General features: G+C 56.0%; 22 protein-coding genes. 7 read left to right on the top strand and 15 right to left on the bottom strand.

From position 1 onward, the window contains the following. Window positions 1–18: 18 nt before the first annotated feature. On the bottom strand, window positions 19–972 hold the full coding sequence (locus AAE027_RS10195) for a glycosyltransferase family 2 protein (protein WP_370987645.1): 954 nt from the start codon (window positions 970–972) through the stop codon (window positions 19–21). Window positions 973–1,813: 841 nt separating this feature from the next. Between AAE027_RS10195 and AAE027_RS10190 the strand changes: the two genes are divergently transcribed. Next, entirely contained in the window at window positions 1,814–3,127 is a 1,314-nt protein-coding gene (locus AAE027_RS10190) for an O-antigen ligase family protein (protein WP_370987644.1), read from the top strand. A 98-nt stretch (window positions 3,128–3,225) separates the two neighbouring features. Further along, window positions 3,226–4,386, top strand: a complete 1,161-nt coding sequence (locus AAE027_RS10185; RefSeq protein WP_370987643.1) for a GNAT family N-acetyltransferase — start codon at window positions 3,226–3,228, stop codon at window positions 4,384–4,386. Window positions 4,387–4,487: 101 nt separating this feature from the next. On the opposite strand, the gene AAE027_RS10180 is transcribed toward AAE027_RS10185, so the two are convergent. Next, window positions 4,488–4,946, bottom strand: coding sequence for a class I SAM-dependent methyltransferase (locus AAE027_RS10180; RefSeq protein WP_370987642.1), 459 nt, complete (start codon window positions 4,944–4,946; stop codon window positions 4,488–4,490). A gap of 697 nt (window positions 4,947–5,643) precedes the next feature. Here AAE027_RS10180 and AAE027_RS10175 point away from each other — a divergent pair. Beyond that, window positions 5,644–6,621, top strand: coding sequence for a right-handed parallel beta-helix repeat-containing protein (locus AAE027_RS10175; protein WP_370987641.1), 978 nt, complete (start codon window positions 5,644–5,646; stop codon window positions 6,619–6,621). Between the two features lie 101 nt (window positions 6,622–6,722). Here the strand turns inward: AAE027_RS10175 and AAE027_RS10170 are convergent, their stop codons facing one another. After that, window positions 6,723–7,811 (bottom strand): glycosyltransferase family 2 protein, encoded by a 1,089-nt coding sequence (locus AAE027_RS10170; protein ID WP_370987639.1) that lies wholly within the window; start codon window positions 7,809–7,811, stop codon window positions 6,723–6,725. A gap of 361 nt (window positions 7,812–8,172) precedes the next feature. Between AAE027_RS10170 and AAE027_RS10165 the strand changes: the two genes are divergently transcribed. Then, window positions 8,173–8,883 (top strand): class I SAM-dependent methyltransferase, encoded by a 711-nt coding sequence (locus AAE027_RS10165; protein ID WP_370987638.1) that lies wholly within the window; start codon window positions 8,173–8,175, stop codon window positions 8,881–8,883. Between the two features lie 82 nt (window positions 8,884–8,965). On the opposite strand, the gene AAE027_RS10160 is transcribed toward AAE027_RS10165, so the two are convergent. From AAE027_RS10160 to AAE027_RS10145, 4 genes are read right to left on the bottom strand one after another with little or no spacing between them, the layout of a single operon-like run. Further along, window positions 8,966–10,033, bottom strand: coding sequence for a hypothetical protein (locus AAE027_RS10160; protein ID WP_479714214.1), 1,068 nt, complete (start codon window positions 10,031–10,033; stop codon window positions 8,966–8,968). Window positions 10,034–10,042: 9 nt separating this feature from the next. Next, window positions 10,043–11,527, bottom strand: coding sequence for a lipopolysaccharide biosynthesis protein (locus tag AAE027_RS10155; RefSeq protein ID WP_370987636.1), 1,485 nt, complete (start codon window positions 11,525–11,527; stop codon window positions 10,043–10,045). A 55-nt stretch (window positions 11,528–11,582) separates the two neighbouring features. Further along, window positions 11,583–12,236 carry a PIG-L deacetylase family protein gene (locus AAE027_RS10150; RefSeq protein ID WP_370987635.1) on the bottom strand — a complete coding sequence of 218 codons (654 nt, stop codon included), beginning with the start codon at window positions 12,234–12,236 and terminating at the stop codon, window positions 11,583–11,585. After that, window positions 12,233–13,030 (bottom strand): sugar phosphate nucleotidyltransferase, encoded by a 798-nt coding sequence (locus AAE027_RS10145; RefSeq protein ID WP_370987634.1) that lies wholly within the window; start codon window positions 13,028–13,030, stop codon window positions 12,233–12,235. Before AAE027_RS10145 ends, AAE027_RS10150 begins: the two co-directional genes overlap by 4 nt. A 237-nt stretch (window positions 13,031–13,267) precedes the next feature. Between AAE027_RS10145 and rfbC the strand changes: the two genes are divergently transcribed. After that, window positions 13,268–13,846, top strand: a complete 579-nt coding sequence (gene rfbC, locus AAE027_RS10140; RefSeq protein ID WP_370987633.1) for a dTDP-4-dehydrorhamnose 3,5-epimerase — start codon at window positions 13,268–13,270, stop codon at window positions 13,844–13,846. 58 nt (window positions 13,847–13,904) lie between these two features. Beyond that, the gene (locus AAE027_RS10135) at window positions 13,905–15,248 is read left to right on the top strand and encodes an NAD(P)H-dependent oxidoreductase (protein ID WP_370987632.1); all 1,344 of its coding nucleotides are present in this window, start codon (window positions 13,905–13,907) and stop codon (window positions 15,246–15,248) included. Between the two features lie 121 nt (window positions 15,249–15,369). On the opposite strand, the gene AAE027_RS10130 is transcribed toward AAE027_RS10135, so the two are convergent. From AAE027_RS10130 to AAE027_RS10100, 7 genes are all read right to left on the bottom strand, one after another. Further along, complete coding sequence (locus AAE027_RS10130; RefSeq protein WP_370987772.1) at window positions 15,370–16,461, bottom strand: acyltransferase family protein; 1,092 nt, start codon at window positions 16,459–16,461, stop codon at window positions 15,370–15,372. Window positions 16,462–16,958: 497 nt separating this feature from the next. Then, window positions 16,959–18,011 carry an NAD-dependent epimerase/dehydratase family protein gene (locus AAE027_RS10125; RefSeq protein WP_370987631.1) on the bottom strand — a complete coding sequence of 351 codons (1,053 nt, stop codon included), beginning with the start codon at window positions 18,009–18,011 and terminating at the stop codon, window positions 16,959–16,961. A gap of 181 nt (window positions 18,012–18,192) precedes the next feature. Further along, window positions 18,193–19,191, bottom strand: coding sequence for an NAD-dependent epimerase/dehydratase family protein (locus tag AAE027_RS10120; RefSeq protein WP_370987630.1), 999 nt, complete (start codon window positions 19,189–19,191; stop codon window positions 18,193–18,195). Between the two features lie 19 nt (window positions 19,192–19,210). Continuing rightward, on the bottom strand, window positions 19,211–20,374 hold the full coding sequence (locus AAE027_RS10115) for a DegT/DnrJ/EryC1/StrS family aminotransferase (protein WP_370987629.1): 1,164 nt from the start codon (window positions 20,372–20,374) through the stop codon (window positions 19,211–19,213). Window positions 20,375–20,408: 34 nt separating this feature from the next. After that, window positions 20,409–21,671, bottom strand: coding sequence for a UDP-N-acetyl-D-mannosamine dehydrogenase (wecC, locus tag AAE027_RS10110; protein ID WP_370987628.1), 1,263 nt, complete (start codon window positions 21,669–21,671; stop codon window positions 20,409–20,411). Next, a complete protein-coding gene (wecB, locus tag AAE027_RS10105) occupies window positions 21,664–22,788 on the bottom strand; it encodes a non-hydrolyzing UDP-N-acetylglucosamine 2-epimerase (RefSeq protein ID WP_370987627.1) in 1,125 nt (374 codons plus the stop codon). Before wecB ends, wecC begins: the two co-directional genes overlap by 8 nt. A gap of 3 nt (window positions 22,789–22,791) precedes the next feature. Beyond that, complete coding sequence (locus tag AAE027_RS10100) at window positions 22,792–23,586, bottom strand: WecB/TagA/CpsF family glycosyltransferase (RefSeq protein ID WP_370987626.1); 795 nt, start codon at window positions 23,584–23,586, stop codon at window positions 22,792–22,794. A 189-nt stretch (window positions 23,587–23,775) separates the two neighbouring features. Here AAE027_RS10100 and AAE027_RS10095 point away from each other — a divergent pair, with 189 nt between their 5' ends. Beyond that, complete coding sequence (locus AAE027_RS10095; RefSeq protein ID WP_370987625.1) at window positions 23,776–24,681, top strand: glycosyltransferase family 2 protein; 906 nt, start codon at window positions 23,776–23,778, stop codon at window positions 24,679–24,681. A 28-nt stretch (window positions 24,682–24,709) separates the two neighbouring features. On the opposite strand, the gene AAE027_RS10090 is transcribed toward AAE027_RS10095, so the two are convergent. After that, window positions 24,710–25,879 (bottom strand): hypothetical protein, encoded by a 1,170-nt coding sequence (locus tag AAE027_RS10090; RefSeq protein WP_370987624.1) that lies wholly within the window; start codon window positions 25,877–25,879, stop codon window positions 24,710–24,712. Window positions 25,880–25,908 lie beyond the last annotated feature (29 nt).

Below are 25,908 nucleotides of genomic sequence, written 5' to 3'. Positions count from 1 at the left end.
CAATCCATCGGGCGCCGGTCAGGACGTGCGATTGGCAGCCCTGCTAATCGTCAATCCACTCGCCCCAGATCCAATGCGAGCATCGCCGCGAGCAACATCGATAACGAGCCGCTTCCACTCGCCTCCCACCACTCGCCAGAATCGCGGCCCCCATACCCGCATGAGAGAGGCATAGCATTGCAGGCGATCGGAACGATCAAGCTCGACGCGAGAAATCGCTCGCAGAACTTCCAAGAATTGTTTGGTGCGAGGCATCACGTAGCGACCTCGGTTTGTTGCATCCATCTTCTCGTCGAATTGCTCCTTCGACTGATACTGACTAAAGCTAGTTCCAACATGCACCCTGGCCTGGTAGAGGTCGCGCGGAATCCGCCAGAACTGGCCGATCATCGCGAGTTCTGCGAGTAGGACCACATCCGAGGATTCAAAGCTTCCGATGAGCCCCGTTTTCGCCAACACACTCGATCGAAGAAGCCCGAGAGCCGGATAGCACAGACCGGAATGCCTCAGCACCCGCTCAAGTCTTCCGCTTGGCGCCTCCTCGCGGGTGTCCAGATGGTCTTCGTAGCATCCCAGAAGATGGCCGTGCTCATCGATTTGAACCGCACTCGGATAGACGAGCACGACCGAACTTGGTGCCCTATGGAGCCAATCAACACACTCCCGCAAGAAGCCAGGGCTGCACACGTCATCATGTACCAGCCATTTGAAATAGTCGCCTTCGGAGAGATGGAACACCCGCCGGAAATTCGGCGCAATACCGATATTGGCTTCATTCCGAAAGTAGCGAACCCTTGAGTCATGCCGAGCATATTTCTGGCAGATATCCGACGTACCATCGGTCGAAGCGTTATCGGAGATCACCAGTTGGAAGTTCTCGAAATCCTGGCTGAGGACGCTATCGAGCGCCTCGCGCAGGTATCGCTCACCGTTGAATACAGGCAATCCCAAAGCTACGCGTGGCTTTCGCACTCATACCCTCCATGTGCCCGATGACTCCCCATAAGCATACTACCGATACCACTTAGGACGAGTATTCAAGAGCTGAGCGGTGGGGCCTTAGCTCTCGCCCACCGTCCTCGGGCGGATATTCTCCGCCCCCATGTGTCGCCCCCGGCTTCGAGTAGATCGACGCCGGCAATCCCGCGATAGGACGGCCCAAGACGGGATCCCGCTCAGCAGCCAGACATCGTATGCAGCAAATGCCTTACTTTCAACGGCACCGGCGGTCCGATCTATCCTGTCCTCGGCCTCGGCGCTCGGCTGCCGCTCATGGCGAGACACAATTACTACCGTGGGCGCGCCGATCGCGACCCGAGATCGAATTCGCAAACGCTTGACCCCGGCGACTCCAATGTCGCGCGGGACCTGAGGACGCTGTTGCTGGCGCGCATTCCCGCGCAGTCCTTGAACTCGGCGGTACCAAGCACGCCAGAGTATGGTACCTGCCGGCACCTGGGCGGGGGCAGCCCCGTCCCAAAACGCTCCGTGAGTCTCAAGGAATGCCCATGTTATTGACTTGGCTCATATCCATTTTATTTGGTTAATAATATTAATGTTTGATATATAATAAAGGAAAATATATATTGCGAACGCCGCCCTATGTTTAGACCGAATGTTTGAGCATGTCCGCCCGGAGTCTGGAAAACCGTTCTGGAACGGGCGCATGCCCCCTCGTCATTTGCATTGAGCGCTAAAGGCAATGGCTACCAGACACCCGCAATCAAAATCTCTCCTTGAGTCTTTCAATCCTCACGCTCAGCTACTGGAACTGAGCCGCGCCGACGCGACCGAAAGGCATTTCGGAGACGAGATGCTTCTGAAGGTACTGATCATCGCCATTTTCCTGCCAGAGGGCCTGTCATTCTTCATTGGGGATTACCGCTTCTCGCCCGCGCGGGCCTTCCTAATCATTGTCAGCCTTGTAGTGTTGGCACGGGTTTCCAGGCGGGCAAGCATGGCACGCTCAGTGTGCGTACCGTCGGACATCATGGCGCCTCTCGCAGGACTGTGGATGGTTGTTGCTGCGATAGCAACCGGCGGGATCACTTCGGGTTTCAAAGGTGGAATCGCGCAGGCGCTTGAATTTTCCGGCACCTATTATGCCTTTCGATATCTGCTTGGTCCTATCGATAGCTCGGTACGGCTGGTGGCATTTCTGAGTAAGATAATCTTGCTTGTTGTCTTGATTGCGCTCTTAGACCCCCTTAGCGGCCAATTGTTCACGTACGAGTTTGTCAAAGGGCTCACTGGCTACGTGAAAATGGCTTACGAGACAGCCAAGGCTAGCCACAGCGAGGCGATTTACAGGGATGGCCTCGTCCGCGCGATGGGTCCACTGGAGCACTCGATATTGTTCGGGACCGTTTGCGCTTGGTTTGGTGCTCTGGCGCTGTTTACATTTCCGGGTCGGCTGCTCCGTTGGGCCGTCGCAACTGTCGCGATTGTCGGCCTCTGGTTTTCGCAGTCACGAGGGCCGCTGCTAGGTTTCGTCATCGCATGCGCTCTGGCGGCCCTCTATGCCGCCACAAGGCAGTTTGGCGCTAGGTGGAAAGTTCTCGGTCTGCTCGTCGCTTTCGCGGTCACCACAATCTTCCTCTTCTCCGGAAGTCCGATTGCCACGCTTATGACAGTCGGAGGACTGAGTCCCGAGGCCGCCTGGTACCGACAGGCAGTCTGGAATGCCGCATTACCATTGGTATGGGGCTCTCCGCTTTTCGGCATCGGTTTGACCGAAGATTGGGATTGGCAGGTCAATGGTGCGTTGATCGGAACGAGCGTGGACGCTTTTTGGCTCAGGACCGCGATGATGTTCGGGATTCCTGGCAGCTTATTCATCTTCCTGACAATGGCAGGCGCATTTTGGTTAGGTCCAATTGATAACGCTGATAGCCTTTCCCGCGAAGAGCGGTTGTTGTCCGTCGCACTTGGCGTCGTCGTGACAGTTGCCACGTTTCTGGGTTTCACAGTGCACTTTTGGGGAGTTTGTTGGATTTTGCTTGGCGCTTTTCCCGGTATTCGAGCGAACCTCGCCGAATGCGCGATCGTACGTCACAGACATGCCTTCGATGAAATTGGGAAGGCTGCTCCGAACAGCTACGTCAGATCAGCACTTGTTCGCCAATGAGGTGATCTCCAGAGGGCTTTCAAGAACCGAGGACTTCGCGCGTGTGAGATCGCAAAAGCAACGCCATTCACCATCTGGCATCCCGAAACGCAAGCGTCATGCATCAGTATCAATATCGTGTCCAAATCCTCAGGACCCCCGAGGAAATCGAAACAGTTCGCGAATTTTGGAATGATTGCAACCCTGGTCGAGACGCAGATCTCGATTTCTACCTGTTCTTCGCGGCTCTCCGCTCGGAAGCACGACGACCACATGTCGTGGTGCTCTATGATGCAGATACTCCAAAGGCTCTTCTTGCTGGCAGACTTGAGGACGCCCGGTTATCCATCAAGCTCGGTTATTTGAGCCTTCCGGCGCCGTCAATGCGACTCCTGCAGTTCGTGCACGGTGGATGGCTGGGAGATACATCCAATACCAACGCCAAACTCCTTATCGGCAGCGTCCTCGATTCACTGAAGACGGGCGAGGCCGAGGGGGCGGTCTTCCATTACGCCGAGGTCGATTCGGCTCTGTTCCGATCGGCCAAGACACTTCCGCGCTGGTATTGCTCGGACTATGCCGTCAGCCATCAAATTCATCGATTTCGCGATGTTTCAAACCGAACTGAAGTCCTGTCTAGTCTGACAAAAAAGCATCGATACAATTTCAGAAGTCTCGCCCGAAAGCTGACGGATACCTTTCCCAATAGTAGGATCGACAAACTTTCGAAGCTCGACGAACTCGATCGGCTCGTCGCCGACGCAGAGAAGGTCGTAAGTAAATCGTATCAGCGTGGTCTCGGAGTCGGCTTTTCCGCAACACCGATCGTCCGATCACGCCTTGAGTTTGAGGCGCGTAAGGGATGGCTGCGGGCATACATCCTTTATCTCGACGAGCGGCCCGGTGCCTTCTGGATCGGCTCGCTTCGCCATGGAGTGTTCGTCAGCGATTATCTCGCCTTTGACCCTGCCTACGCCAAATACGGCCCAGGTCTATATCTGATCGTACAGGTGATCGAGGAGCTCGGTCGAGATCCGATTGGCGCTCCGATCGAGCAAATTGATTTCGGCATCGGCGACGCACTTTACAAAGCGAGGCTTTCGAATCGCGAGCGCCAGGAGGCTGTCATCTGCATCTTTGCACCGACGGCAAAGGCCGTGGCGATCAACGCGCTCCGCTCAGGACTTGGGACGATGATCCAGGCAACCAAGACGGCGATGGGGCCACTAGCTGACAGAATCAAACGGCTTTGGCGGATGAAAGTGACCGAGAAGAGTTAATTCTTACGGCGAGTACAGCACCAACCGCGAAATCATACGAACCATGGCAATGCCGCCAAATCGGCGCGCGAGGACGACGTCGAAATCTGGCGCCGACCATGCTAGCAACGTTCCGAACAACTTTCACGCGCTCTCGCAACGCCCTGCCAGACACAGAATCCGGGAGCGGTAGGTATTTGGCCGATTTTCGCGAGAAAATCGGTTCGCTCGTCGACAACCGCGCTTTGCTCAGGACGGTAATATAGCAGATACAGCTTTCCCTGGTGTCGCGCCAGATTGCACAAAACCTGCCGCATGACGGTTTCTCGAAAAGGATTGAACATGAACACGACTATATCGCCTTCTGGAAACTCGAATTGAGCGGCATCTTCATTCCTGACTTCGACCCTCACTCCCGCAATCTTGCCGTTCTTGATCGCAATATCGACCAGCGACTTCGCGAACTCGACACCAATCACGCGTGCAAACCCGTGCTGAGAAGCCGCAATCAATGCACGTCCCTTCCCGCACCCTAGATCCACGAATGTGAAGGCGGACCAATCCTTGTGCAAGAACGACAAGGCCGTATCCAGCTCATCCGCAGGAATGGCCTGATATCTTTCACCGTATCGCGCGTTTGCGGAGTCCGTGTCCAAATCCCATACGGGTGATATCCCACCGGTGTCAGTGCCGTATGTTGCATCAAACAAATCTTGGTTTGACCTCACTGGACCCACCCCACTGAGAAAATACCGACCGGCGCGTCGGCAAGTCTCACGAACTCCATGAGTGCGCAGGGAATTGAGCGCCCTATACCCCAGAAGGCCGATTCTCCGAGTCATTGTCGGGTCTCTCCCCTTCCAACTAGTAATCCTATAAAAGTTGGATGCGGAACGGGTGTCAACGATCTTTGCACTCGCTCCGTTTTTCTGATTTCAGGACCCGACACTCGACTCTAGTCTCGATCAGGTGGCAGATTCTGTCGCCCCCAAGACAATTTGAACACCTTCGGCGATTTTGCAGGCGGCTGGCACGGATTGCCGACCACTCGGCGCAAGCTATCATGTTCGACAACATCGGCTCGGCCACGTCACGCCGGCAGAATAACAACTATCGCCAACGAAATCGCGTGACAGCATCGAAACCGACGCATATCGTACACGTGCCAACTGCGATCAGATCCATTGACCGGCGTCCGCATTGGCGACCAAGTATTGAGGTTCTGCCTTGTTGGTTGCAATGATCTCGAGATCGTGCACCGCACTCCTGTTGTCTTGCTTGCCGTTCGCATTGCGTGACGGTACTGCATCAGAACTCGATCTGCTGGACGATGGACATGCGAACGCACCGCACGCGCCCATTCAGAAGCCAGAACTGTTGACAAGCTATATCAAGAGGCCACCTTGGAAAGTGGCTGGTGTTGATTACGGCGTTGGTGTTCCGGCCGATACCGTGCTTACCGACTGGCGCGATTTGCGCGGTCCAGGCATTTCGATCGTCGACAATCTTGTTCGCGTCGACAACACCAGCGGCGTCCATATCGACAGCGTCGATTTTTCCCTTCACGGAGGTGCGATCCTCCTGTTCGTCAACTCTCCCATGGGCGTCGTAACCAACAGCAAATTTCAAAGCACTAGCAGCGCCGGAGAGATAAACGCCGATGAGCAGTCGCCCGATCTTACAGTACAATTCTGCACGATAGCAGGAGGAGCTGACGGCAGCTCGCTCATCTCTGCTCATGGCAATGTCGTTGTTCAGTACAACTGGATGAGGGATTTCCCGCAGCACGCGGTCGAGATAGGTGGCACCACCAATCTCATTTACCGTTACAATCTTATCGAGAATGGCGGAACGGTTGCCGGTGCTCATCTCAATTATTTGCAAATGATGGGATCGAACGTAACGAACGCGGTGGTGATTGCGTACAACACGACGTATCAAACGCGCCAGGCAGCGAGCGGTGAAGGCTTTCAACTCTATATCAGCGATGGGACCAACTCCGGCGTATTGGTAAACCCTACATTTGCCTACAATACGATGATCGCGAAAGGCCGCCTTGCGATGTCCTACATGCTGCACGGCTCCAGCAGGTACGCAACGAGCAAGCCTCATAGTACTCCTATCGAGGGGATTGCGACTGCTCATCACAATTATTTCGACACGACTGGGGCGTATGGTGCGTTTTATCCAGGCTCTGTTTTGAAATGGTCTCTGGTTGAAAACTGGAACATGATCACAGGGAGAGATATTCGATAGACCGGCGGCGTTCGATGGACATCAGTCCCGAAAGTCGCTCGACTGCTGCCAGACCGTGGCCTCAACGCGAAAGCAGCTGTACGACGCTAAAGCGGCCTTTGTTAGGGAAGAACTCCGCCGCGGGACTCTGCCAGTTCGGAGATCTCGGGATAGCAGATCGGCGGACCCATTTCGCCCCTCAGTCCTGCGAATGTACCGTGGAGGCCCGCGATGCAGTTCTGCCATGCTCCCTTAACAAAATACCTGACAGCATACAGAACCATGACCACGGCGCAGAACGGCAACGCCATAGGGAAATGCTTACGCACGAAACGAACGGCGTTGCGGTGCTGAAGATACACGGAGAATCGTGGCACTGCGGAAATATCCCTAGCAGATCCGGTCGTCGTCCCACGCTTGTGCCGAACGATGGAGGCAGCCGCATAGCCCAAACCACACGGTTTGGCGCGGACGCCCCAGTCTAGGTCCTCGGAGAAGAGGAAATAGCTTTCGTCCATAGGTCCGATTTTCTCAATACAATCGCGCGTCACATACATGGATGCGCCTGAGGGACAGTCCATGGCGGCTTCAATTGCACGCACGTCGTGAGGCGAATTCAACTGTTCACCGCGGCCGATCGCAACTGGTCTCGTAAGCCATTTTTGCCAATGGAGTCCGCCCCGGCAACGTACGGTTGCCGTTCCGTCGACATCTACGATCGTACTGCCCACCATCCCCTTGTTGCCACTCGCAGCTCGCTCGACCAAGGCAGCGAGGGCTCCTGTTTCCGGCAGGGTGTCAGGGTTTAAGACCCAGATTCCGTTCCATCCGGAAACATCCTGCAATCGGTCGAGCCAGAGGTTGATGCCGCCTGCGTATCCGAGATTTCCGGCCGCACATGCAACCCACACATTGGAGGGGCTTGTCCGCAATCTCAATCGCTGAACCTCCGAACATCGACCAAGGCCGACGTCGGCCTGAACATCGACCTTGGTGGCGTCGGTGCATGGGCCCTCGGTGTCGCAGAGCCGCTCAACCAGCCGATGGAAAGCGCTCCTCCCGCCATTCTCGCAAATGAATACGTTAAACTCCGGATGTCCCGTCGCGCCCGACAGAGCCACGAGACAATCTCTAATGTCCTCGGCATTGCGAAATCCAACGATAAGGATCGCAACGTCGGCCATCGACTCAAGGATCACGGCTTTTTCCATCTCCTGGTTAATGTATCCCGATGACCAAAAGCACGGGTCGTGCGCGACGCCATAATGCGCAACCCTCTGCTCGAGCTGGCGGCCCTCCATTGAGACGCCGGAGAGGGTTCGATTCCGACCAATTCTCTGCCAACCGGCCACAGCGCAGACGACACATGACGGAGGCGACTCTCGACTCTAAGGACCGGGTTAACAAAAGGGCTCGACCAGCGCCGATCTAAGCGACGCGCACATTATAACTTTCCCCATTATATCATGGTTGATCAATTTATAAAGTTCAGGCAAATTACCAAGCATAATTAAATCGACAAATTGCGCCGCCGCGGCCCAATCGTCGACGTCTGCGAGAGGTTATGTAGCAGTGGCAAACCATAAAATGGCGGTTGGTAGAGCCGATGAATTCAGTGGTTACGAGAAAGCAGCCTCAAGCCGTTATCGGCTCGCAAGATTCTCCATCTTTCTGGATTTAATTGCATCGATTCCGGCAATGGGCCGCCCCTTGCGCATTCTCGACGTCGGCGGTGTCGAAGCTTATTGGCACGATAAGCGACGATTGATCTCCCGGCCAGTGGAAATAACACTGATTAATCTGGACGGTGAGGGACTTGCAAAGCCGGGGCTTGTGTTTCTCAAGGGCAACGCCTGCCACATGCCCGAACTCGCCGACAATAGCTTCGATGTAATCCATTCGAATTCTGTCATCGAACATGTAGGCCAGTGGTCGAGCATGATGTCGATGGCGAATGAGATACGTCGCATAGCTCCAAGCTATTTCGTTCAAACGCCCTATTACTGGTTTCCAATCGAACCGCATGCGAGAACGCCGCTTCTGCACTGGCTTCCCGAGTCTCTGAAGTTCCGGCTGGTCATGTCTCGAAAATGCGGGCCGTACTGGTCCAAAGCCGAGACCGTCGACGACGCTATGAGAACGATTCAGAGTTCAACATTGCTCGATCGATCCATGTTCTCGGCACTGTTCCCCGACGCAACCATCGTTCCAGAGAAGGTCTTCGGCTTGACCAAGTCGCTCATGGCCGTCCGCAACAAATATGCAGCTGCGCCGAAGACATGAACTGGTGTTGGCTAAGGGGACGCAGTCGAGGACTTGCGGCAGGCGGTGCCGATTGGTCTAGGGTAAAGGCCACCGCGACGCGTCAGCGGGCGGTCTCCTCCGAAACTCTTTCGAGCCAAGCCTCACGCCACCACGAATATATGCTTCGTGGGCAAAACATTCGGTTGTGACTATAGCGCGATTGACAACACACTCCCTCGAGCAGCACTGCCGGAGTTTTCATTCTTCTCATTTTTCCGGTGCTTTCGTCGATGAAATTATTCACTCTCGCTTTGACGCGATAAGTTCCTCCGCAAAACGGCACCAGCTCCGCATCGAAGGCCATTCCTCGATTTTGGCCTGCCGTGTCGAGCGAGGCGAGGATCTCATCGTACGACTTCACCCGAACCAGTTCTCCGGGTTGCAGGTTCAACTCACATGTAGGAGTAGGTTTTCCGAGCGGTATATTGCCCCGTCTTCGCGGGAATGGAAATCCGTTCCTGATCGCTTGAAAGCGATCGTACAGCCAACGGCCGGGAATCCCAAGCCTGCCGCGAAAGGCCAACGAACCGAAGAAGTATCCCACGTAGATAAAACCGCTAAATATGCGGCCCAAAGTAGCATTGCCGGACGTATAATCCTCAATGTACTGCCTAACGTCCCACCACGGCAGGGGCGTGGTGTATTCGAGCAGTCGGGTTGCCTGGCAAATGTATATCGGCTCGCCATCGGCTCCGCGGATGTGTGTTGCTTTGCCGACGTCTTCCTCTGTGCAAACGACCGGAGCGATCTTGCCGCCAGGCGGCGCTCCGCACTCTGGCGACGATATCGTCGAAGTCGACGCTTCCGCGACAGGCTTGAGCCAGGCTTCCTTCCAGAAGAGCAAGCACGACGCTTGGCAGCCACCGTGTGCCTTGCCATCGCAGCGGAGATCCAGGTGAATCCCATCCGCAAGTTTTCTTCCGAGCGATTTTCCCGAGACGGTATCACAGGTCTTGTGCGCCCGTTTGTAGACGCGAAAGCGCTGGCCACAGTACTGGAACATCTGCGGCATAAATGGCAACCCATCCAACCGACCGGCTTTATCCAGCGTACTTAGGATCTCGTCCTTCGTTCTTACTTCCATCCAATCGCCTGATCGTATGCTCATGCTCGCCAGTTCCTTGAACAAAAATCCAGGTCACCCAACTGAAGCCGTGCGGTCCGGCAATTCAGGCAATCGCGGCTTCCTCAGCGCCGTAAGGAGATCCAGATAGAACGCCCTTTGGCCCATTATGAGCAGCAGCATCGAGTAGTAGACCCCAAGCATGATGCTACCCTCAATCATCAATCTAACATAAGGCGGCCCCCACTCTCCGAACTCTAGCTGGACACCAAACGCAACCAGAGCAGCTACGACACCTGAGAGAAACGGGCCCCTCACCGCCAGGAACAGGTCCGACAGCGAAATCGCCGTTCCGTGCAGACACCAGACAATATGGGGAAGCACCCACAGCGTCATCGCAGTAGAATAGGCAATTGCAACGCCCTTCGGTCCATACGGCAGCCCGATGAGATAGGCCGAAATAACCAGCGGAGCGATGACGCAAGCTATCGTCAGGCTTCGTCTTGTGAGACCGACAGAAAAGAGGAGCCATGCCAGGGGATTGATCATCCCGAATACCAGGACCGTTGGTGCCAGCAGGCGGAAGATGATTGCTGCCTCGATCCATTTTGGTCCAAGAACGACCAGAACGATGTCTTTGCTGAACATGGCACAGAAAATCGTCGTGGGCATTGTCAACGAGACAACCAGCGAATAGCCCTTCAAAAAGTAATTCCTCAAACGGACGGGATCGTGCTGGAGCCGCGACAATGCCGAGAACGCGACGCCTCCCACCGCAGAATTGAAGTTGGATGTGGGAATCGTGACAAGTTGATATGCTCTTCCATAAATTCCCAGGGCGTCGGCGCCCCAAAACCGACCGATGACTACCTTGTCGAAATTGTAGGCGACATAAACGATCAGGCCATTCAGCGTAATTGTCCCGCCAAATCGCAGCATTGGAAAGGTTGCTCTTCCCCAACGGGGGGCACTCGGTATCCAAGCCGTCGCCAGCCACATGCAGACAGTATTCATCGCTGGCGAGACGATCGCCGCGGCGACCAGCGCCCAATAGCCGAAGCCGGCTACCGCCATCCAAAGCGCAACGCCGATACCTACAATCTGCGACACCAAATCAATTATCGTCAACGCTACATAGCGCAACTGGCGTTCAAGAAGCGCGGAGTGCTGTACACCCGCCCCGTTGAGAACGAACCCGAAGCCGATGGCGATCGTCACCCAGAAAAGCCGAGGCTGATGATAAAGAGCAACGAGGGCGGGCGCACTGGCCGCGGTCATGAGGGCAAGCAGTAGCCCCACCCCAAGATTGATCCAAAATAGCGTCGAGATCTGCTCATTGGTTATCGTTGCCTGCTGAACGGTGGCCGATGAAAGACCCGCAGTGCTGAAGAGGCCATATATTCCCGTAACGACGGTCGCCATCGCGATCAACCCAAAGTCCTCCGGATCCAGCAAGCGGGCTAGAATCGCTAGGGAGCCGATTCGAAGGGCGAAATTCGCGGCCTGACCACAAAGCTTTGCAAAGCCGCCGCGGACCGCCCTCGCCTTCAGATCATCCATAGATCGCTCCAAAACGAGCCCCTACAGCAAGCCAACATGTACATGGCGAACCTCTTCAACCTAGGGCGAGCTTGCGCGCAAGAAATGCCTCGGCGTACCTTTCTGGAGCCCGACATTCCATGCCCCGGATCCGTGCCAATCCGCGGAAGGTTTCAGGATCGAACCATTGCTTGGAACGCTGGCTTCCAAAATGCGACATCAGGAGGTCGATCTTGCGCTGCAATGCTCGAGCTGAAACGGGCGCATACAAATTTGGTCGCCCGACGTCCCCGTCCCACTTGGGAATCTCATATTCTAGAATCAAATTATCTCTGAATGTATTCCACGTTAAACGTGACACCTGACGATGATCCTGATGGGCATCATCTCCGCGGTGCGTCAGGATCAGATCCGGCTCAACCCGTCGCTTCAACGACTCAAACCACTTCTTGATCCCGTCACCCTGCTCTGGAAAGAAGCCGTCTCGAAATGCCATTGCTTCAATCTGAGAACGAGCAGCTTCGGATACAAATTCGGCAGCAGACGCCCTCGCCTCACTCTCGCGTTCGCCCGCCGCGCTAAGCACACACCAATGCACGTCAAGCCGGACGCCACGCGCAAGCAAATCTAGAATTGTCGCACCGGCACCTATTTCGATGTCATCCGAGTGCGCACCGAGACAGAGGATCGAGAGACGCTCTCCAGGCGCGGCAAGTTGAAATGCCTTCATGAAGCCGCCTGCGTGCGCGCTTCCGGAAGAATCTTCCAGGGCATTTCGCCCCGCTCAATCATCTCCTCAAGAACCTGCCGGTCCCGCAGCGTATCCATCGCGCGCCAGAAACCTTCGTACTTGTAGGCCATGAGCTTTCCAGCCTCGATCAGCCGATTAAATGGTTCGAGCACAAGCTCTTCGCCCTCACGTATGTAGTCGAAGATCTCCTTCCGGAAGATGAAGTAGCCCCCGTTGATCCAGATCTCGGACTGCTGACTGGAGCGGAAACGCTTGACGGTGTCTCCACCGTTGAATTCAGCGAGGTGAAAATTGAACGGAGGATGCACGGCGACAAAACATCCAACCATTCCACTCTTCTTGAATCGCTCGACTATTTCGGGCAACGGTGCGTCGGTCAGGCCATCGCTGTAGTTTGCGAGAAAGATATCCTCGTTCTCAACGAGGGAGCGCACCGCCATCAAGCGCTGACCGATGTTTCGCCAAATGCCGGTGTCAACTAGCGAAACCTGCCAATCCGGTGGCTGCTCGCCGATTACCTCAACCTTCCTGCCGAAGTTGGAAACAACGCAATCGCTGTGAGCCCAGCGATCCGAGTTGAGGAAGTACTCCTTGATCACATTGGCTTTGTAACCCAGGCACAATATGAAATCGCGATGACCATACTGGCTATAGTATTGCATAACATGCCACAGCATCGGGTGCTGGCCGACGGGCACCATGGGCTTCGGAATGCTTTCAGAATATTCCCGGATGCGGGTTCCGAGCCCCCCACAGAACAGTACAACTTTCATGGCCTGCCCTTCCCATGTTTGTGCCGATCGTTTCGGGCGTCACAGATTTGCCTGAAGCGGAAGCAGGCATCGATTTAAAATATATCAATCGCGCTATTTAATGTGGTATTTTATCTATTGGATCGAATTAATCAATATATTTTTAAAACTGTTTTGAAATTTCGCCCTTAAGCATTATCATCATTGACATTTCGATGCATTTGAACGCCGGGCAGGGCCAATACGGAGGAAATTGGAGTGATTATAACCGAAACCAAGCTTAAAGGGGCCTACATTATCGATATTGAACGCCGCGAGGATCCACGCGGCTTTTTTGCGCGAGCCTTTTGCCAGAGAGAGTTTAGGACCGTAGGCCTCAATCCGGTCATCGCGCAGGCGAATATCGCGTCAAATATCCGGCGAGGTACCCTGCGCGGCATGCACTTTCAATTTCCGCCGGCGTCGGAGACGAAACTGGTTCGTTGCACGCGTGGCGCCATCCTCGACATCATCGTCGACCTGCGCCCCGAAAGCCCGACCTACCTGCAGCATGTCGCCGTCGAGCTGAACGAGAGCAACCAGCGGGCGCTCTACGTGCCGGAACGTTTTGCCCACGGTTATCAGACTCTCGTCGACAACACGGATACCAGTTACCAGGTGGGAGAGTTCTATACCCCCGAGGCGGAGAGTGGGCTGATGTATAACGATCCTCGGCTCGGACTGACGTGGCCGCTTCCTGTTTCCGTGATCTCGGATAAGGATCAGAAATTTGGCTTACTCAACGAGGTCGAATCCGAACTGAAAGCGCGGATGGAACTCGCCGGCGTCGAAGGTTGACGCAAAAAGCACGTTGCTCACAGCCCTCACCGATCCCTTCCAGTTGAAAGAAACTACGATGATACTGATCGATCACGCCCTAAATGCCCGTCATGCGGAGGGAAAGCCAATTCGCGTCGGCCTGCTCGGCGCAGGTTTCATGGTTCAGGGAATTACCAATCAAATAAACAACAGTGTTCCCGGAATGCGGGTTGTTGCCATATACAGCCGAAAGCCACAGCGTGGCCGTGACGTGTTCAACTATTCCGGCCTAACCGATGTAGTTTACGCGGACAGCCAAGGGCAACTGGACAGAGCCATTGCCGCTGGTATTCCGGCGGTCACTGAGGACGCGCTCCTTCTCGCCAGATCGGACTTGGTCGACGTGATCGTCGACGTAACCGGATCGGTTGAATTCGGGGCCCACGTCGCGCTGGAAGCCTTCAAGCATCAAAAGACCATGGTGCTCATGAACGCGGAGATCGACGCGACTATCGGGCCGATCTTGCAGGTCTATGCAAAGAAGTATGGGGGCACCCTGTCTGCATGCGATGGCGACGAACCGGGGGTGCAAATGAACCTGGTTCGATGGGTCAAGGGGCTCGGCTTGATCCCGCGCGTCGTCGGCAACATCAAAGGACTTCAGGATCCGTATCGCAACCCCACCACGCAGAAGGGATTTGCCGAGCAATGGGGACAAAACCCAGCCATGGTCACCAGCTTCGCCGACGGATCCAAGATCAGCTTCGAGCAAACGATCGTGGCCAATGCGACTGGCTTCAAGGTCAGATCACGCGGCATGTCGCGCGGACTGGAATATCGCGGCGACGTCATGAAGATAGGCACCCTCTACGACATAGACGAGATCCGCGCCCTGGGCGGAATCATCGACTATGTCGTCGGCACACCTCTGACCAAGGTCTACGTGCTAGCCGAGCACACCGATCCTAAGCAACAGAAGTATTTGAGCTTGTACAAAATGGGTGAAGGTCCCTTGTACTCGTTCTTCACACCATATCACCTCGTTCATTTCGAAGTACCGAACTCGATTGCCCGTGCGTTTCTTTTCAAAGATTTGGTCGCCCCTCCCATCGCCGGTCCGGTTGTCGAGGTCTGTGCCGTCGCCAAGCGTGATTTGGCGGCGGGCGAGGTCCTCGACGACTATGGGATGTACATGACCTATGGCGAAGCCGTGAACTCCGAGGAAATGAGTCAAATGCAATACCTTCCCGAAGGTCTCGTAGAGGGCTGCAAGTTGCGGCACGCAGTCAAAAAGGATGAAGTCCTGACCTATGCGGATGTTGATCTGCCGCCGGGTCGCCTGGCCGACAAGCTGCGTGCAGAACAATACAAGCACTTCAATGGACACACTTGGCTTGAGCGACGGATTACCGCGGATGCTTCATTCGCCCTCACGGCGTGAAAGGGCTGGAAGATGACCGCGTTTGCCGAGCCATTTGACGCAGGCTTGCGAATGCGTCGCGAGGAGTCCACTCGCCCGCCTTACTCGTTGATCCTGAGCGAGCGGATCTTCGCATGAATATTCATTGGGAAGCCACACCCGACGTTATCGGCGGCTGCATCCAAGCCGCGGCGCGTCTTCCCATCTTGATCCCCGGCAGTTCAATGTATCGATACGTGAGTTCTGAAACGGCTATCGTGGCGGGTATGCTCAGGCACGAAAGCAGCAACATCCCAGGACCAGCCCCAGAGTAGCTGAAGACGAACCAAACGATCGCTGAAACGACAGGGTAGTGACACAGAAATATCGAGTAGGAGCGCGAACCAAAATACTGTGCCACGGGATTCGTGAGCGCGCAGGAGTATATATTGCCAGCAAGTCCCGGCCGCTCATGGCACTCCTGCGGAAGACCGAAAAATACAATAAACCAGATCAGGAACGGTCGCAGTTCACTGCGCAACGGAAAAAGGACGATCGCCAAAGCCACTGCCGGGAGCAGCCAATTGTGACCTTCCACATACGGGTAGGTCAATCGGCTCACAATTCCCACCAGGAAGTAGCTAGCTGCGAGCGGCAGCGCTCCGGGCTGAAAAGTGCCGACGATACTCCTGAACCACAATTCAAAAATTGCAACTGTAATGGCGAGTAGCGGGACGAATAATTCATTTCGGATGAGGCAGATTATCAGCGGCGCTACAAGATAGAATTGCCATTCCAGCGAAATGCTCCAGGCTGGCATGTTGAATGCGTATTCCGAGTACGGCAACGCTGCATTGGAAATGGCACCGTGCAGCATTGTGACATGCGCGAGAAGGTGTGACCAGAAGTACTTATGATTGCTTGCGGCGACACCATTCGCAACCTTTGCGAATTCGGAATCGTTAAAGCCAGGAGCGGATAGCGAAATGGCGAGCAGATCGTTGGTAAAGAAGCCAAAAATGCAGGTGGCGGCAAACAACGGAAATAATCGTGCGAAACGCTGGACGAGATAGACTGGATATGCTTCCGATTTTTCAACAATAACGTGCGTGATCACGAAGCCGCTGACTATAAGGAACACGAGGACAGCGGGTAGGCCTAGTGATCTGAACTGTCCCGCCAACGCTCCCATATTGAAGCCCGAACAATATGCGAGGTGCGCCAAGACCACGGTCCACGCCAGCCAACCTCGCAGTCCCTCGATCGCTCGGAACTTCTTCAGCGCGGCGCCCTTTCCCTATTTCGGTGGAATCGAAAAGGATGGCACTTGTCGCCAACATTAGCTCGGAGAATGTTATTTTCATTTGTCCGTATTTTGGCGGCGGGTCATTAACAAATCTAAATTTCTCGGCTTTGGCTCAAAATAAGGTGACGACTATCGCGGCTCCTCCCAACGCCAGAGCGCTTCTCGGCTAATAGTCCTAATGAAGCTCGGCTGGCCGCTACTCGAGAGCTTTCGCTATTTGGTGATTTTCAAGAGAATGCGACCTTGCAATGCCTCACCCGCGACATTGTCGGCAAATTCGGCGATGGCGCCCTCTGCACGACGATCGCCAAAGCGTCGTGCAGGGCCGAAGCAACGCCCGAATCCAGCCAATCAGCGCGGGCCTGCGCTAGCGGAACCACGGGCGCGACAGCAGTTACCCGCTGGCTTCCTGCTCACCCGGCTTTCGTCTACAGCGAGCTGAGCATTCACGACACCGCTGCGAGCTGCAGTCTCGTGCGGCGCAAGTCGCTACTAAGAATTCTCTCCGCCAGCAACTTCCGAATATGGCCGATGCGTTGATATTGCGGCCCCTCGAACTCCTCCAAAGTCAACTTTGACGAACGGTAGACCCTGTAGAGCTGTTCGGCGCCCATCCGAGCATCCCAGCGCGGCTGGAACCCTGGCAACTTGCGGCGGATCTTTTCGAAGCTCACTCGGTAGGACCGCTCATCTGGACTCGCATCTTCGGCAAACTCCACCGTGGAATTCGGCACCACACTCGCGACGATCTCGGCTAGATCCCGAATTCGATAATTGTGAGCAGTCTGACCGACATTGAATGCCTCATTGAAAACGGATTCGGCAGGCGCCTCCAATGCGGCTATGAAAGCTCGAGAAATATCCTCGATGTGGACGATCGGCCGCCAGGGCGAGCCATCCGATTTCAGGTGAATTTTTCCTGTCGTAAACGCCCATGCAACAAGGTTATTCAGGACAATATCGAAGCGCAGTCGCGGTGAGACTCCGTACGCTGTCGCTGGCCTCAGATACACCGGGCAAAACCCGTCGCCGGCCAACGCCGAAATATCACGTTCGGAGGCTACCTTGGATTCTCCGTAGGCCGTCACCGGATTGAGCGCGGCTGTCTCATCGATCATTTCCTCGCCGGCTTTTCCATAGTTGCTGCAGGAAGAGGCGAACACGAAACGACGCACGCCGGCATGTTTCGCAATCTCGGCCATGCGAACGCTTGCGCGATGATTGATCTGGTCAGTCAGTTCAGGCCTAAGATTACCGAGCGGATCGTTGGAGAGCGCGGCTAGATGCAGCACAGCGTCGAAGCCAACGAGATCCGCAACCTCCGCGTCTCTGACGTCCTTCCAAATCGTCGGGACCTCGAGAATGCTACCGCCGGCGGCGTATGTACACCGGGAGTAGATGTCGCTGTCCATTCCAGCCACCTCGTGTCCGGCGCCGACCAGCATTGGCGTCAAGACCGTGCCGATGTAGCCAAGATGACCTGTTACAAGAACTCGCATTGCCATTCTCCATCGCACTCAATTTTATGAATCAAATTCTGCCCGGCTTCGGTGTTTCGGCTTGCGCCCTGTCAAGCGCCGGCCCTCCTATCGGGAAGATCGTCTCGAGCACGCAAAGTGCAGCGCCAGGATGGCTGCATGCACGGCTTCTTCACTGGATGTTGTGGCACAGCAAGGGGACTCATGAAGCCAGAGCCTGCCGTTGCCGCGCGGTCGCAAGTCCTCGTTCGGAGCGCCACCACTTCACAAACTCCGTCAGTCCGAGTTCGAGCGGCACCGTGGCTTGGAAGCCTAGCAGACGTTCCATTTTGCCTGTCGACGCCACGCGGCGCGGTACAGGATTGATCGAGTGCTCGGGTGCGATTTGCGGGAGCACGCCGTCATGGCCCATAACGGAGGCCAAGACCGAAGCGAGCTGCACCAGACTTGTTTCGATGCCGCTCCCCACGTTGAACACCTCGTCGCTGACCTTTGCCCTCGCCGCAAGGATGGTTGCGCGTGCTGCGTCACGGACATGCACTAAGTCCAAGGTCTGCTGATCGTGCCCGACTATCACCGGCGGCGTTCCAGCCTCCACTTCCTCCATCCAGCGGATCAGCATCTCGGCATATCGACCGTGCACGTCCATTCGGCTGCCATACACGTCAAAATATCGCAAAGCGATATAGTCGAGACCGTGCATATCGTTATAAGCGCGGAGCAGGCCTTCATTGCAGACCTTCGCTGTTCCACAGACGGTACGGTTTCCATACGGGTTCTGATGCTCCGTCGTCGGAAATTCCTCCGCCGCGCCGTACACCGAAGCGGAGGACGCGGCGATGAACTTCTCGACGTCATACCTGACGCAAAGTTCAAGCAGGTCGAAGGTAGCGTTCACCATGACCTCCATGGCAAGACGCGGTTCGGCCATGCAATGGGCGCTGCATGGTGCAGCTTGGTGAAAGATGATGTTGGCTCCCTTTACAAGAGCTTCTACCAACTTGGTGTCGCGTAAATCGCCGCGGACCAATCGCACGGGTCCTCGATTAAACGACTTCCTAAGATTCTCCGGTCGGCCGGTCGTCATATTGTCGAGCGCGACGATCTCGACGCAGCCTTCGTCGCACAACAAATCTACGATATGCGAACCGATGAATCCGGCACCTCCGGTAACGAGAACGCGTTTGCCCTTGAGATCCATCCCGACCGCTCTCCTGGTTCTAGGCTAATCGGCCATATCGAGGCATTTTGTCCTGAAATGCCCAGTTGCTTCGGAATATTCCCGTCTCTCGTGTCGCGGCCTTTCTCACTTCGGCGGCAACAGTGCCGGGTCGCTCCGGCAACAGCTCGGGATAAATGGGAAGCGATAGAAACTCACGCGCAAGCCTCTCACTTACAGGCAGATCGCCGACGCGATATCCAAGTTCTACGTAGCTCCGTTGTAAATGGACCGGAACGGAGTAATGAATGCCAACGTCGATTCCCGCGCGGTCCAGCATGGCAAGAGTCTGATCGCGATGCCGAAGCCTAAGGGCGTAGATATGATAGACATGCCTGCTGTGGCTGGGTGGCCGCGGGCGCGCAAGTGCCAGATTGGACAGTTCCTGATCATACTGCGCGGCGATCGATCGACGTGCCTCGGTCCAGGCTTCGATGTGCTCGATCTTTACGTTTAGTACTGCTGCCTGAACTTCGTCTATTCGATCATCGCATCTTGCGAAAACATGACTGCGGTCCTCCTGCGTTCGATCGAGGAGCAAGGACACGCGTCGCGCAAGTTCCGGCTGATCGGTAACAACTGCTCCGGCCTCGCCATGAGCTCCGAGATTCTTGTCGGGATAGAAGCTGAAGCAGCCGAAATCCCCGATCGAGCCGGCACGCCTGCTCTTGTACACAGCACCATGCGCCTGCGCAGCGTCCTCGATTACAAAGAGACCATGGCGGCGGGCAATCGACATGATTGGATCCATGTCCGCCATGAGCCCATGCAGATGGGCCGGCAGGATCGCCCTCGTTCTGTTCGTAATCGCAGCCTCGATCAGAGCAGGGTTCATCGTCCAGGTAACTGGATCAACGTCCACAAAGACAGGTGTTGCACCGCAGCTGACAATGGCGGCCGTCGCCGCGACGAAGTTCATCGAGACCGTGATCACCTCATTGCCCGGCCCCACGCCAGCGGCCAGCAACGCGAGACGGAGCGCCGATGTGCCACTGTTAACGGCGCAGCAGCAGGCGACATTGCAGTAATCCGCGAAGCGTTTCTCGAAAGAGCTCGCTTCATGTCTCCATCTAGACCGTTCGTCTCGAATAGCGCGCGCGACCGCAACGTCAATTTGCGACCCGACCGTCTGAGCTTGTGCTTTCAAGTCAAAGAAGGGTATCAAATCGGTGGTCTCGCCTCTGGAGGGTTCGGCAGCTTCACGTTCGCGCAGGCATATCTTGCCATATGCCCCGAGTGTCGATGACGTCGAGATGTCGGCGTTCGGCTAGTGGAACCATTTTGAATTCGTCGTGATCGACCAGGAGAAGGGCGATCTCACACGTGCGCAATGCTTCGTCGATGCTCAAGAATCCGGACTGATAGTCGGCAAGTTCGGGCGGTAACCGCCGGAGATTCGGTTCGACAAGCTTGATGCGCTCCCCGTACTTCTTCGCGAGGTGTACTGCGATTTCCATCGCCGGGCTTTCGCGCAAATCATCGACATTTGCCTTGAACGTCAGCCCGCAGCAAGCCACGTTTGCATACGGATGATCGTCGATCAGAGCCTCGGCTCGCTCGATAATGCTTTCCGTCTTGGCAATGTTGACCTCGCGGCTCGCCCGCATGAGGCGCGCGAGGTCCGGCGCAGAGTCGATGATGAACCATGGATCGACGGCAATGCAATGACCGCCCACACCTGGTCCCGGTCGCAACACCGTCACGCGCGGATGACGGTTGGCAATATCGATAACCTCCCAAACATTAATGTCGAACCTGTCGCAGATCAATGAGAGCTCATTGGCAAATGCAATGTTCGTGTCGCGGAACGCATTCTCCGTGAGCTTGACCAACTCGGCTGCGCGCGCGGTGGTTGCAACGCACGCACCCCGAACGAACATCTTATAGAAGCGCTGAGCCCGCCGAGTGCAGGCGGGGGTCACTCCCCCGATGCATCGGTCATTGTTGATGAGTTCACTCAAGATCCTCCCGGGCAATACGCGCTCCGGACAATAAGCGACGTAGATTGCACCATCCTCATGACCGTTGACACTAACTCTCAGGTCGGGCCTGCGTTCGCTAATCCGCTTCGCGATTCCTTCAGTCGTTCCGATGGGCGAGGTCGATTCGAGAATGACGAGATTACCCGGCCGAAGCAGATCGAGTATGGACTCGACCGCGGTATTCACGTTGGACAAATCCGGCCGATTGTTTCCGTCGATAGGTGTGGGTACCGCGATGATGAAGACGTCGGCGGCTTGCGGTTCGCTTGATGTCGTCAACGCACCGCTCGACACCACTTTGGAAACGAGACCATCAAGATCGGGCTCCGAAATGTGAATGGATCCGGAACCAACCGTCCTGACCACATATTCCTTTGTGTCCACCCCGACCACCTGCAGGCCGCGACTGGCTATCAGCGCGGCTGTCGGCAAGCCGATATAGCCAAGTCCGATGACAGCGACTTTATGGAATTCAGGCATCAAGAAGCACCTTCACGATCCGCTCGCTCGCCCGCCCGTCACCGAATGGATTATGGGAGCGAGCCATAGCCGAGTAAGTCCCATCGTCGTCAAGAAGACGGAATGTTTCGTGGACGATCCTATCGTAGTTCGCGCCGACCAGTCGTGCGGTGCCGGCCTCGACGCCCTCCGGACGTTCCGTCGTCTCGCGCATGACAAGGACAGGCTTTCCAAACGTCGGCGCCTCTTCTTGCACGCCTCCTGAGTCAGTGAGCACCAAATACGACAGCGACAGAAGGCTGACAAAATCGGTGTACTCTTGGGGAGAAATGAGTACGACACGTGGATGATCGGCGAGCCGGCTCGCGAACACGTCGCGAACATTCGGGTTCGGGTGAACCGGAAGTACGACGGCAACGTCCTCCCTGCTCAGGATTGTCTCCAGTGCATTGACGACGTTGAAAACGCCCCCGCCGAAATTCTCGCGGCGATGGCAAGTGACTAGGATAATGCGGCGGTTGCCGTGACGCTTTTTGATTCCGTCCCAGCGGGATGAGAGCTGCGGATCGGCCTCTACCATGGCTTTCGCGAGGATCAGCGCGTCAACGACCGTATTTCCAGTAACATGAATGCGATCTTTGGAGACGTTCTCCGCCCGCAGCGCTCGCGCGGCACGCTCCGTCGGCGCGAAATGCTGATCGGCGATCGAGCCGACAATCTTGCGGTTCACCTCCTCGGGCCAGGGTGCGAAGATATCTCCACTTCGCAGTCCCGCCTCGACATGTGAGACCGGAACGCGGTGATAGTACGACGCCAACGCACCTGCCATGGCAGTCGCAGTGTCGCCCTGGACGATCACTCTGGTGGGCTTCACCCTCTCCAGCACGTCTCCGATCTGCGCCAATAGCCGGCCGGTTAGACTATCGAGCGTCTGATTCACTGTCATGACGTCGAGATCGAAATCCGGGACCACGTTGGCCACCTTGAGAACCTGGTCGAGCAATTCCCTGTGCTGCGCTGTCGCGCAGACCGTGAGGGCGATGTCTTTGTTCTTTTCGGCCTTGAGCCGGTTGATGACGGGAAATAGCTTGATCGCTTCCGGCCTGGTTCCCAACAGGATGAGAAAATGCTTTCGCACGTCTCACCCTCCGATCCGACCTGCCCCGGGGGGCAGCACACTGTACATGCCAGGCGACCGTCTAAGTGCCTGCCACATGAAGGCTTGCGTCAAGATTCCCGCAAATAGCGTGTTCGTCCTGGCATACCGCCACCACATCCGCCTGGGCTCCTGATAGATGCGATACAACCATTCGAGGCCGAATTGCTGCATGCGAGTGGGAGCTCGCAGAACTGAGCCCGCGAGAACGTCGAACCCGCCGCCCACGCCCATGATGAACGGCACGCTGAGCTCGTCGCGGTGGGCCGCAAGAAAACGTTCCTTGCGAGGTGTGGGCATGCCGATGAACAAGCAATCAGCGCCACTGGACCGAATATCGCGGACGACCTCGTTCTCCTGCTCGCTGGAAAAATAACCGTGCCTCACCCCAGCAAAGACAAGCGAAGGATGCTCGTCCCGAACACGCTGCGCCGCCTGTTGCACGACGGCGGGTGAGGCTCCCAGAAAATACGGTCGCAGGCCCTCTTGCGCGCACACTTTCAGCAACTCGCTGAGTAAGTCTACGCCGGTGACTCGCGACGTTGCCGGCAGACCAAGCACCCGCGCACCCCAAAGGATTCCCATGCCGTCGATTCCGACAATGTCGCTGTTGGCGACATCAGCGGCAAGCACTGGATCGGAGCGCATGTTGACGAACTTCGCTACGTTGAGCGCCACATGCTGCAGACGCTGACGGTTTCGCATGGCCTTACGAGCAAGGTCGACAGTCTCTGCCATGGTCAAGATATCGATGGGGCACCCCAGAAAGTAAGCACGCATGGGTTCCTCCCCGGCCAAGATTCGCTTTGAGCGAAAGACCGATTTCCAATTGAACTTAAATAATATCGAGATAATAATGGCGGCGATTTTATTTGCAAGTTATATTGCGATTATATTTTGAACTTAAATACGAGGCCGAAAGTGCCCGTCAACGACCAAGTCGCAGTCGTCGGCGGCGGAGGAAATTAAATGCACATTAAATGTCGGACGATTTCGGTGATTGTTCCTCATTTGAATCAACCAGGCGCGCTGAAAACATGCCTGGCCACTCTCGAGGCGCAGAGCATTCCCCGAGGTTCGTTCGAGATCATTGTCGTTGACAACGGCTCCGCAACCTTGCCGACCGACGTCATTGCTCAATACCCGGGCGTACGACTGTTGCGCGAGGCGCAGCCAGGGCCTGGCCCGGCGCGCAACACCGGGGTTGCTGCTGCGAGCGGCGAGGTGCTTGCCTTCATCGACGCCGATTGCAGGGCACATCCGGATTGGCTGAGCAGCGTTTGGCGCTCACTGCATTCGTTCCCTCGTGGGACAGTGCTCGGAGGCGATGTCCGCATCTGGCAGGGCGAGAAGCCACACCTGGATGCCATCGCGGCCTACGAGAGCGTCTTCGCTTATCGATTCAAACTCTATATCGAGCGCGATGGCTATTGCGGCACTGGCAACATGGCGATGTTTCGCCGGGATTTCCATTCCGTCGGTCCGTTCGCAGGGATCGACGTAGCGGAGGACATGGAGTGGGGACAACGCGCGCAGCGTGCCGGGCTTCGATTTCGGTACGTCCCGGAAATGATCGTCTTTCACCCGGCTAGGAGCTCTCTCCGGGAGCTCTACCTCAAGTGGGACCGACACATTCTGCACTACCGCAACATGACCGCCGATAGGCCGGCATGGAGACTGCGGTGGATTGCACAGGCTCTGCTTGTTCTGGCATCGCCCGCAGCAGGCGTCATAACCGTTCTAACGAGCGACCGGCTCTATGGCATCGGAGCTTGCACCAAGGCAATTGCCGTCATGTGTGCCGTACGAATCCATCGGACCATCACGATGCTGTCGCTGTTGCGCAATCGACGGACAGTCGCGTGGAACCGTTAGCCGGTCGCACGAACATCATGCCCGCGCTTCAGGCTGGTACAGCAACCTTGCCAAAGGCCGAGTTGTGAGTCAGCTCCAGCAAGTCACCACGCTGGCCAAACGACCACAATATCCACCCCAGTTCATAGCTGCGGCATTCCAGCCGAAGTCCGACCCTGGAACTTTCAATTAGCCCGGCCTCCCGTCCGACGTAGGCGTTCTTGACCGAGCGCAGCATTCTGGGCACTCGCGTCGTCAGCTCCTGCTTTCGAATCTGCGACCGGATGGTCAGCCCGAGGTCGGGTACCAACATCGAGCGGCGAAGCTGGTTCTCGCCGAACACCCAATTGAATCCCTTGATCAAGGCATTCCGCGCTCCGGGAACCCGATAGCGCTCTGCCCACTCCAGCAGCGCCGGCGCCATGCCATACTGATGCACCGAGTAGACTTCATAGAAATCAAGCACGCGGCCACTAACCGCATCGAAAAACCATGGCCATTCGCCGTTGGGGCCTTGAAGCGTAATCAGTTTGCGGACGCAGGCGTCCGCCATGGCCAGTGCGGATGACTCGCCCGCGAACTCGCCGTAGTGATAGCACGCAATTGAGAGATAGATCTGGGTAGCAAACGACGCGAAGCGCCGCCGAAACCCCGATGGCACGTCGAAGAATATACCCGATCCGGTACGGAAGCGCTCCTCGAGAAAGCGATAGAGCGGAGCAGCGAAATGCGCCCACTCCTTGTCGCCGCGCTTGGCCTGAGCCACAACTCCCGTCAACAGCATACCCAGATCCTGGGCGCGGAGCACCTTCCATCCCGCCTGATCACTGAAGAGCACCTTCACTTCGCGCCTCACCTGCTCGGGTACCTCAAAGCCGAGCTCTGCGGAAACCCAAAGAGCCATACCTAGTGCATACTTTGGCACGGGAAGGACGGTGAGTTGGATCGCATTTCGATAGAATATCTCCGATAGACTGATGCTGCCGGGAACCTCCTTTATCCTCGACATTCCGAGCAGAACGTTAAGCGTGTAGAACACATCGCTGCGCCGTAGGGACTCATTCGGCGAAGCGCGCCCGTCAAGATGATAGATGTGAGACCAGCAGCCGTGTTCAGGTAGCCAACAGCGCTCCAATCCTCTGAGCGCATAGCGCACCAGTGGGGAATTTTGCGAAAAATCGGGCATCAAAGTCCCACTCTTGATCGGGCTGATGTTCATCGAAGAACCATGAGTTAACTCGTTCCAAT

The sequence above is a fragment of the Bradyrhizobium sp. DN3 genome, assembly GCF_041357655.1.
Taxonomy (GTDB): domain Bacteria; phylum Pseudomonadota; class Alphaproteobacteria; order Rhizobiales; family Xanthobacteraceae; genus Bradyrhizobium.
The sequence above is the reverse complement of the archived record's forward strand: the minus strand, read 5'-3'. Positions and strand labels throughout refer to the sequence as shown.

What these genes read in the sequence shown, in the direction of transcription:
- AAE027_RS10185 (WP_370987643.1), top strand. Translation starts at nt 3,226, where the DNA reads ATGCATCAGTATCAATATCGTGTCCAAATCCTCAGGACCCCCGAGGAA.
- AAE027_RS10190 (WP_370987644.1), top strand. Translation starts at nt 1,814, where the DNA reads ATGCTTCTGAAGGTACTGATCATCGCCATTTTCCTGCCAGAGGGCCTG.
- AAE027_RS10090 (WP_370987624.1), bottom strand. Translation starts at nt 25,879, where the DNA reads ATGAACATCAGCCCGATCAAGAGTGGGACTTTGATGCCCGATTTTTCG.
- AAE027_RS10100 (WP_370987626.1), bottom strand. Translation starts at nt 23,586, where the DNA reads ATGCGTGCTTACTTTCTGGGGTGCCCCATCGATATCTTGACCATGGCA.
- AAE027_RS10145 (WP_370987634.1), bottom strand. Translation starts at nt 13,030, where the DNA reads ATGAAAGTTGTACTGTTCTGTGGGGGGCTCGGAACCCGCATCCGGGAA.
- wecC (WP_370987628.1), bottom strand. Translation starts at nt 21,671, where the DNA reads ATGCCTGAATTCCATAAAGTCGCTGTCATCGGACTTGGCTATATCGGC.
- AAE027_RS10095 (WP_370987625.1), top strand. Translation starts at nt 23,776, where the DNA reads ATGCACATTAAATGTCGGACGATTTCGGTGATTGTTCCTCATTTGAAT.
- AAE027_RS10150 (WP_370987635.1), bottom strand. Translation starts at nt 12,236, where the DNA reads ATGAAGGCATTTCAACTTGCCGCGCCTGGAGAGCGTCTCTCGATCCTC.
- AAE027_RS10155 (WP_370987636.1), bottom strand. Translation starts at nt 11,527, where the DNA reads ATGGATGATCTGAAGGCGAGGGCGGTCCGCGGCGGCTTTGCAAAGCTT.
- AAE027_RS10170 (WP_370987639.1), bottom strand. Translation starts at nt 7,811, where the DNA reads ATGGAAAAAGCCGTGATCCTTGAGTCGATGGCCGACGTTGCGATCCTT.
- AAE027_RS10125 (WP_370987631.1), bottom strand. Translation starts at nt 18,011, where the DNA reads ATGCGAGTTCTTGTAACAGGTCATCTTGGCTACATCGGCACGGTCTTG.
- AAE027_RS10120 (WP_370987630.1), bottom strand. Translation starts at nt 19,191, where the DNA reads ATGGATCTCAAGGGCAAACGCGTTCTCGTTACCGGAGGTGCCGGATTC.
- AAE027_RS10135 (WP_370987632.1), top strand. Translation starts at nt 13,905, where the DNA reads ATGATACTGATCGATCACGCCCTAAATGCCCGTCATGCGGAGGGAAAG.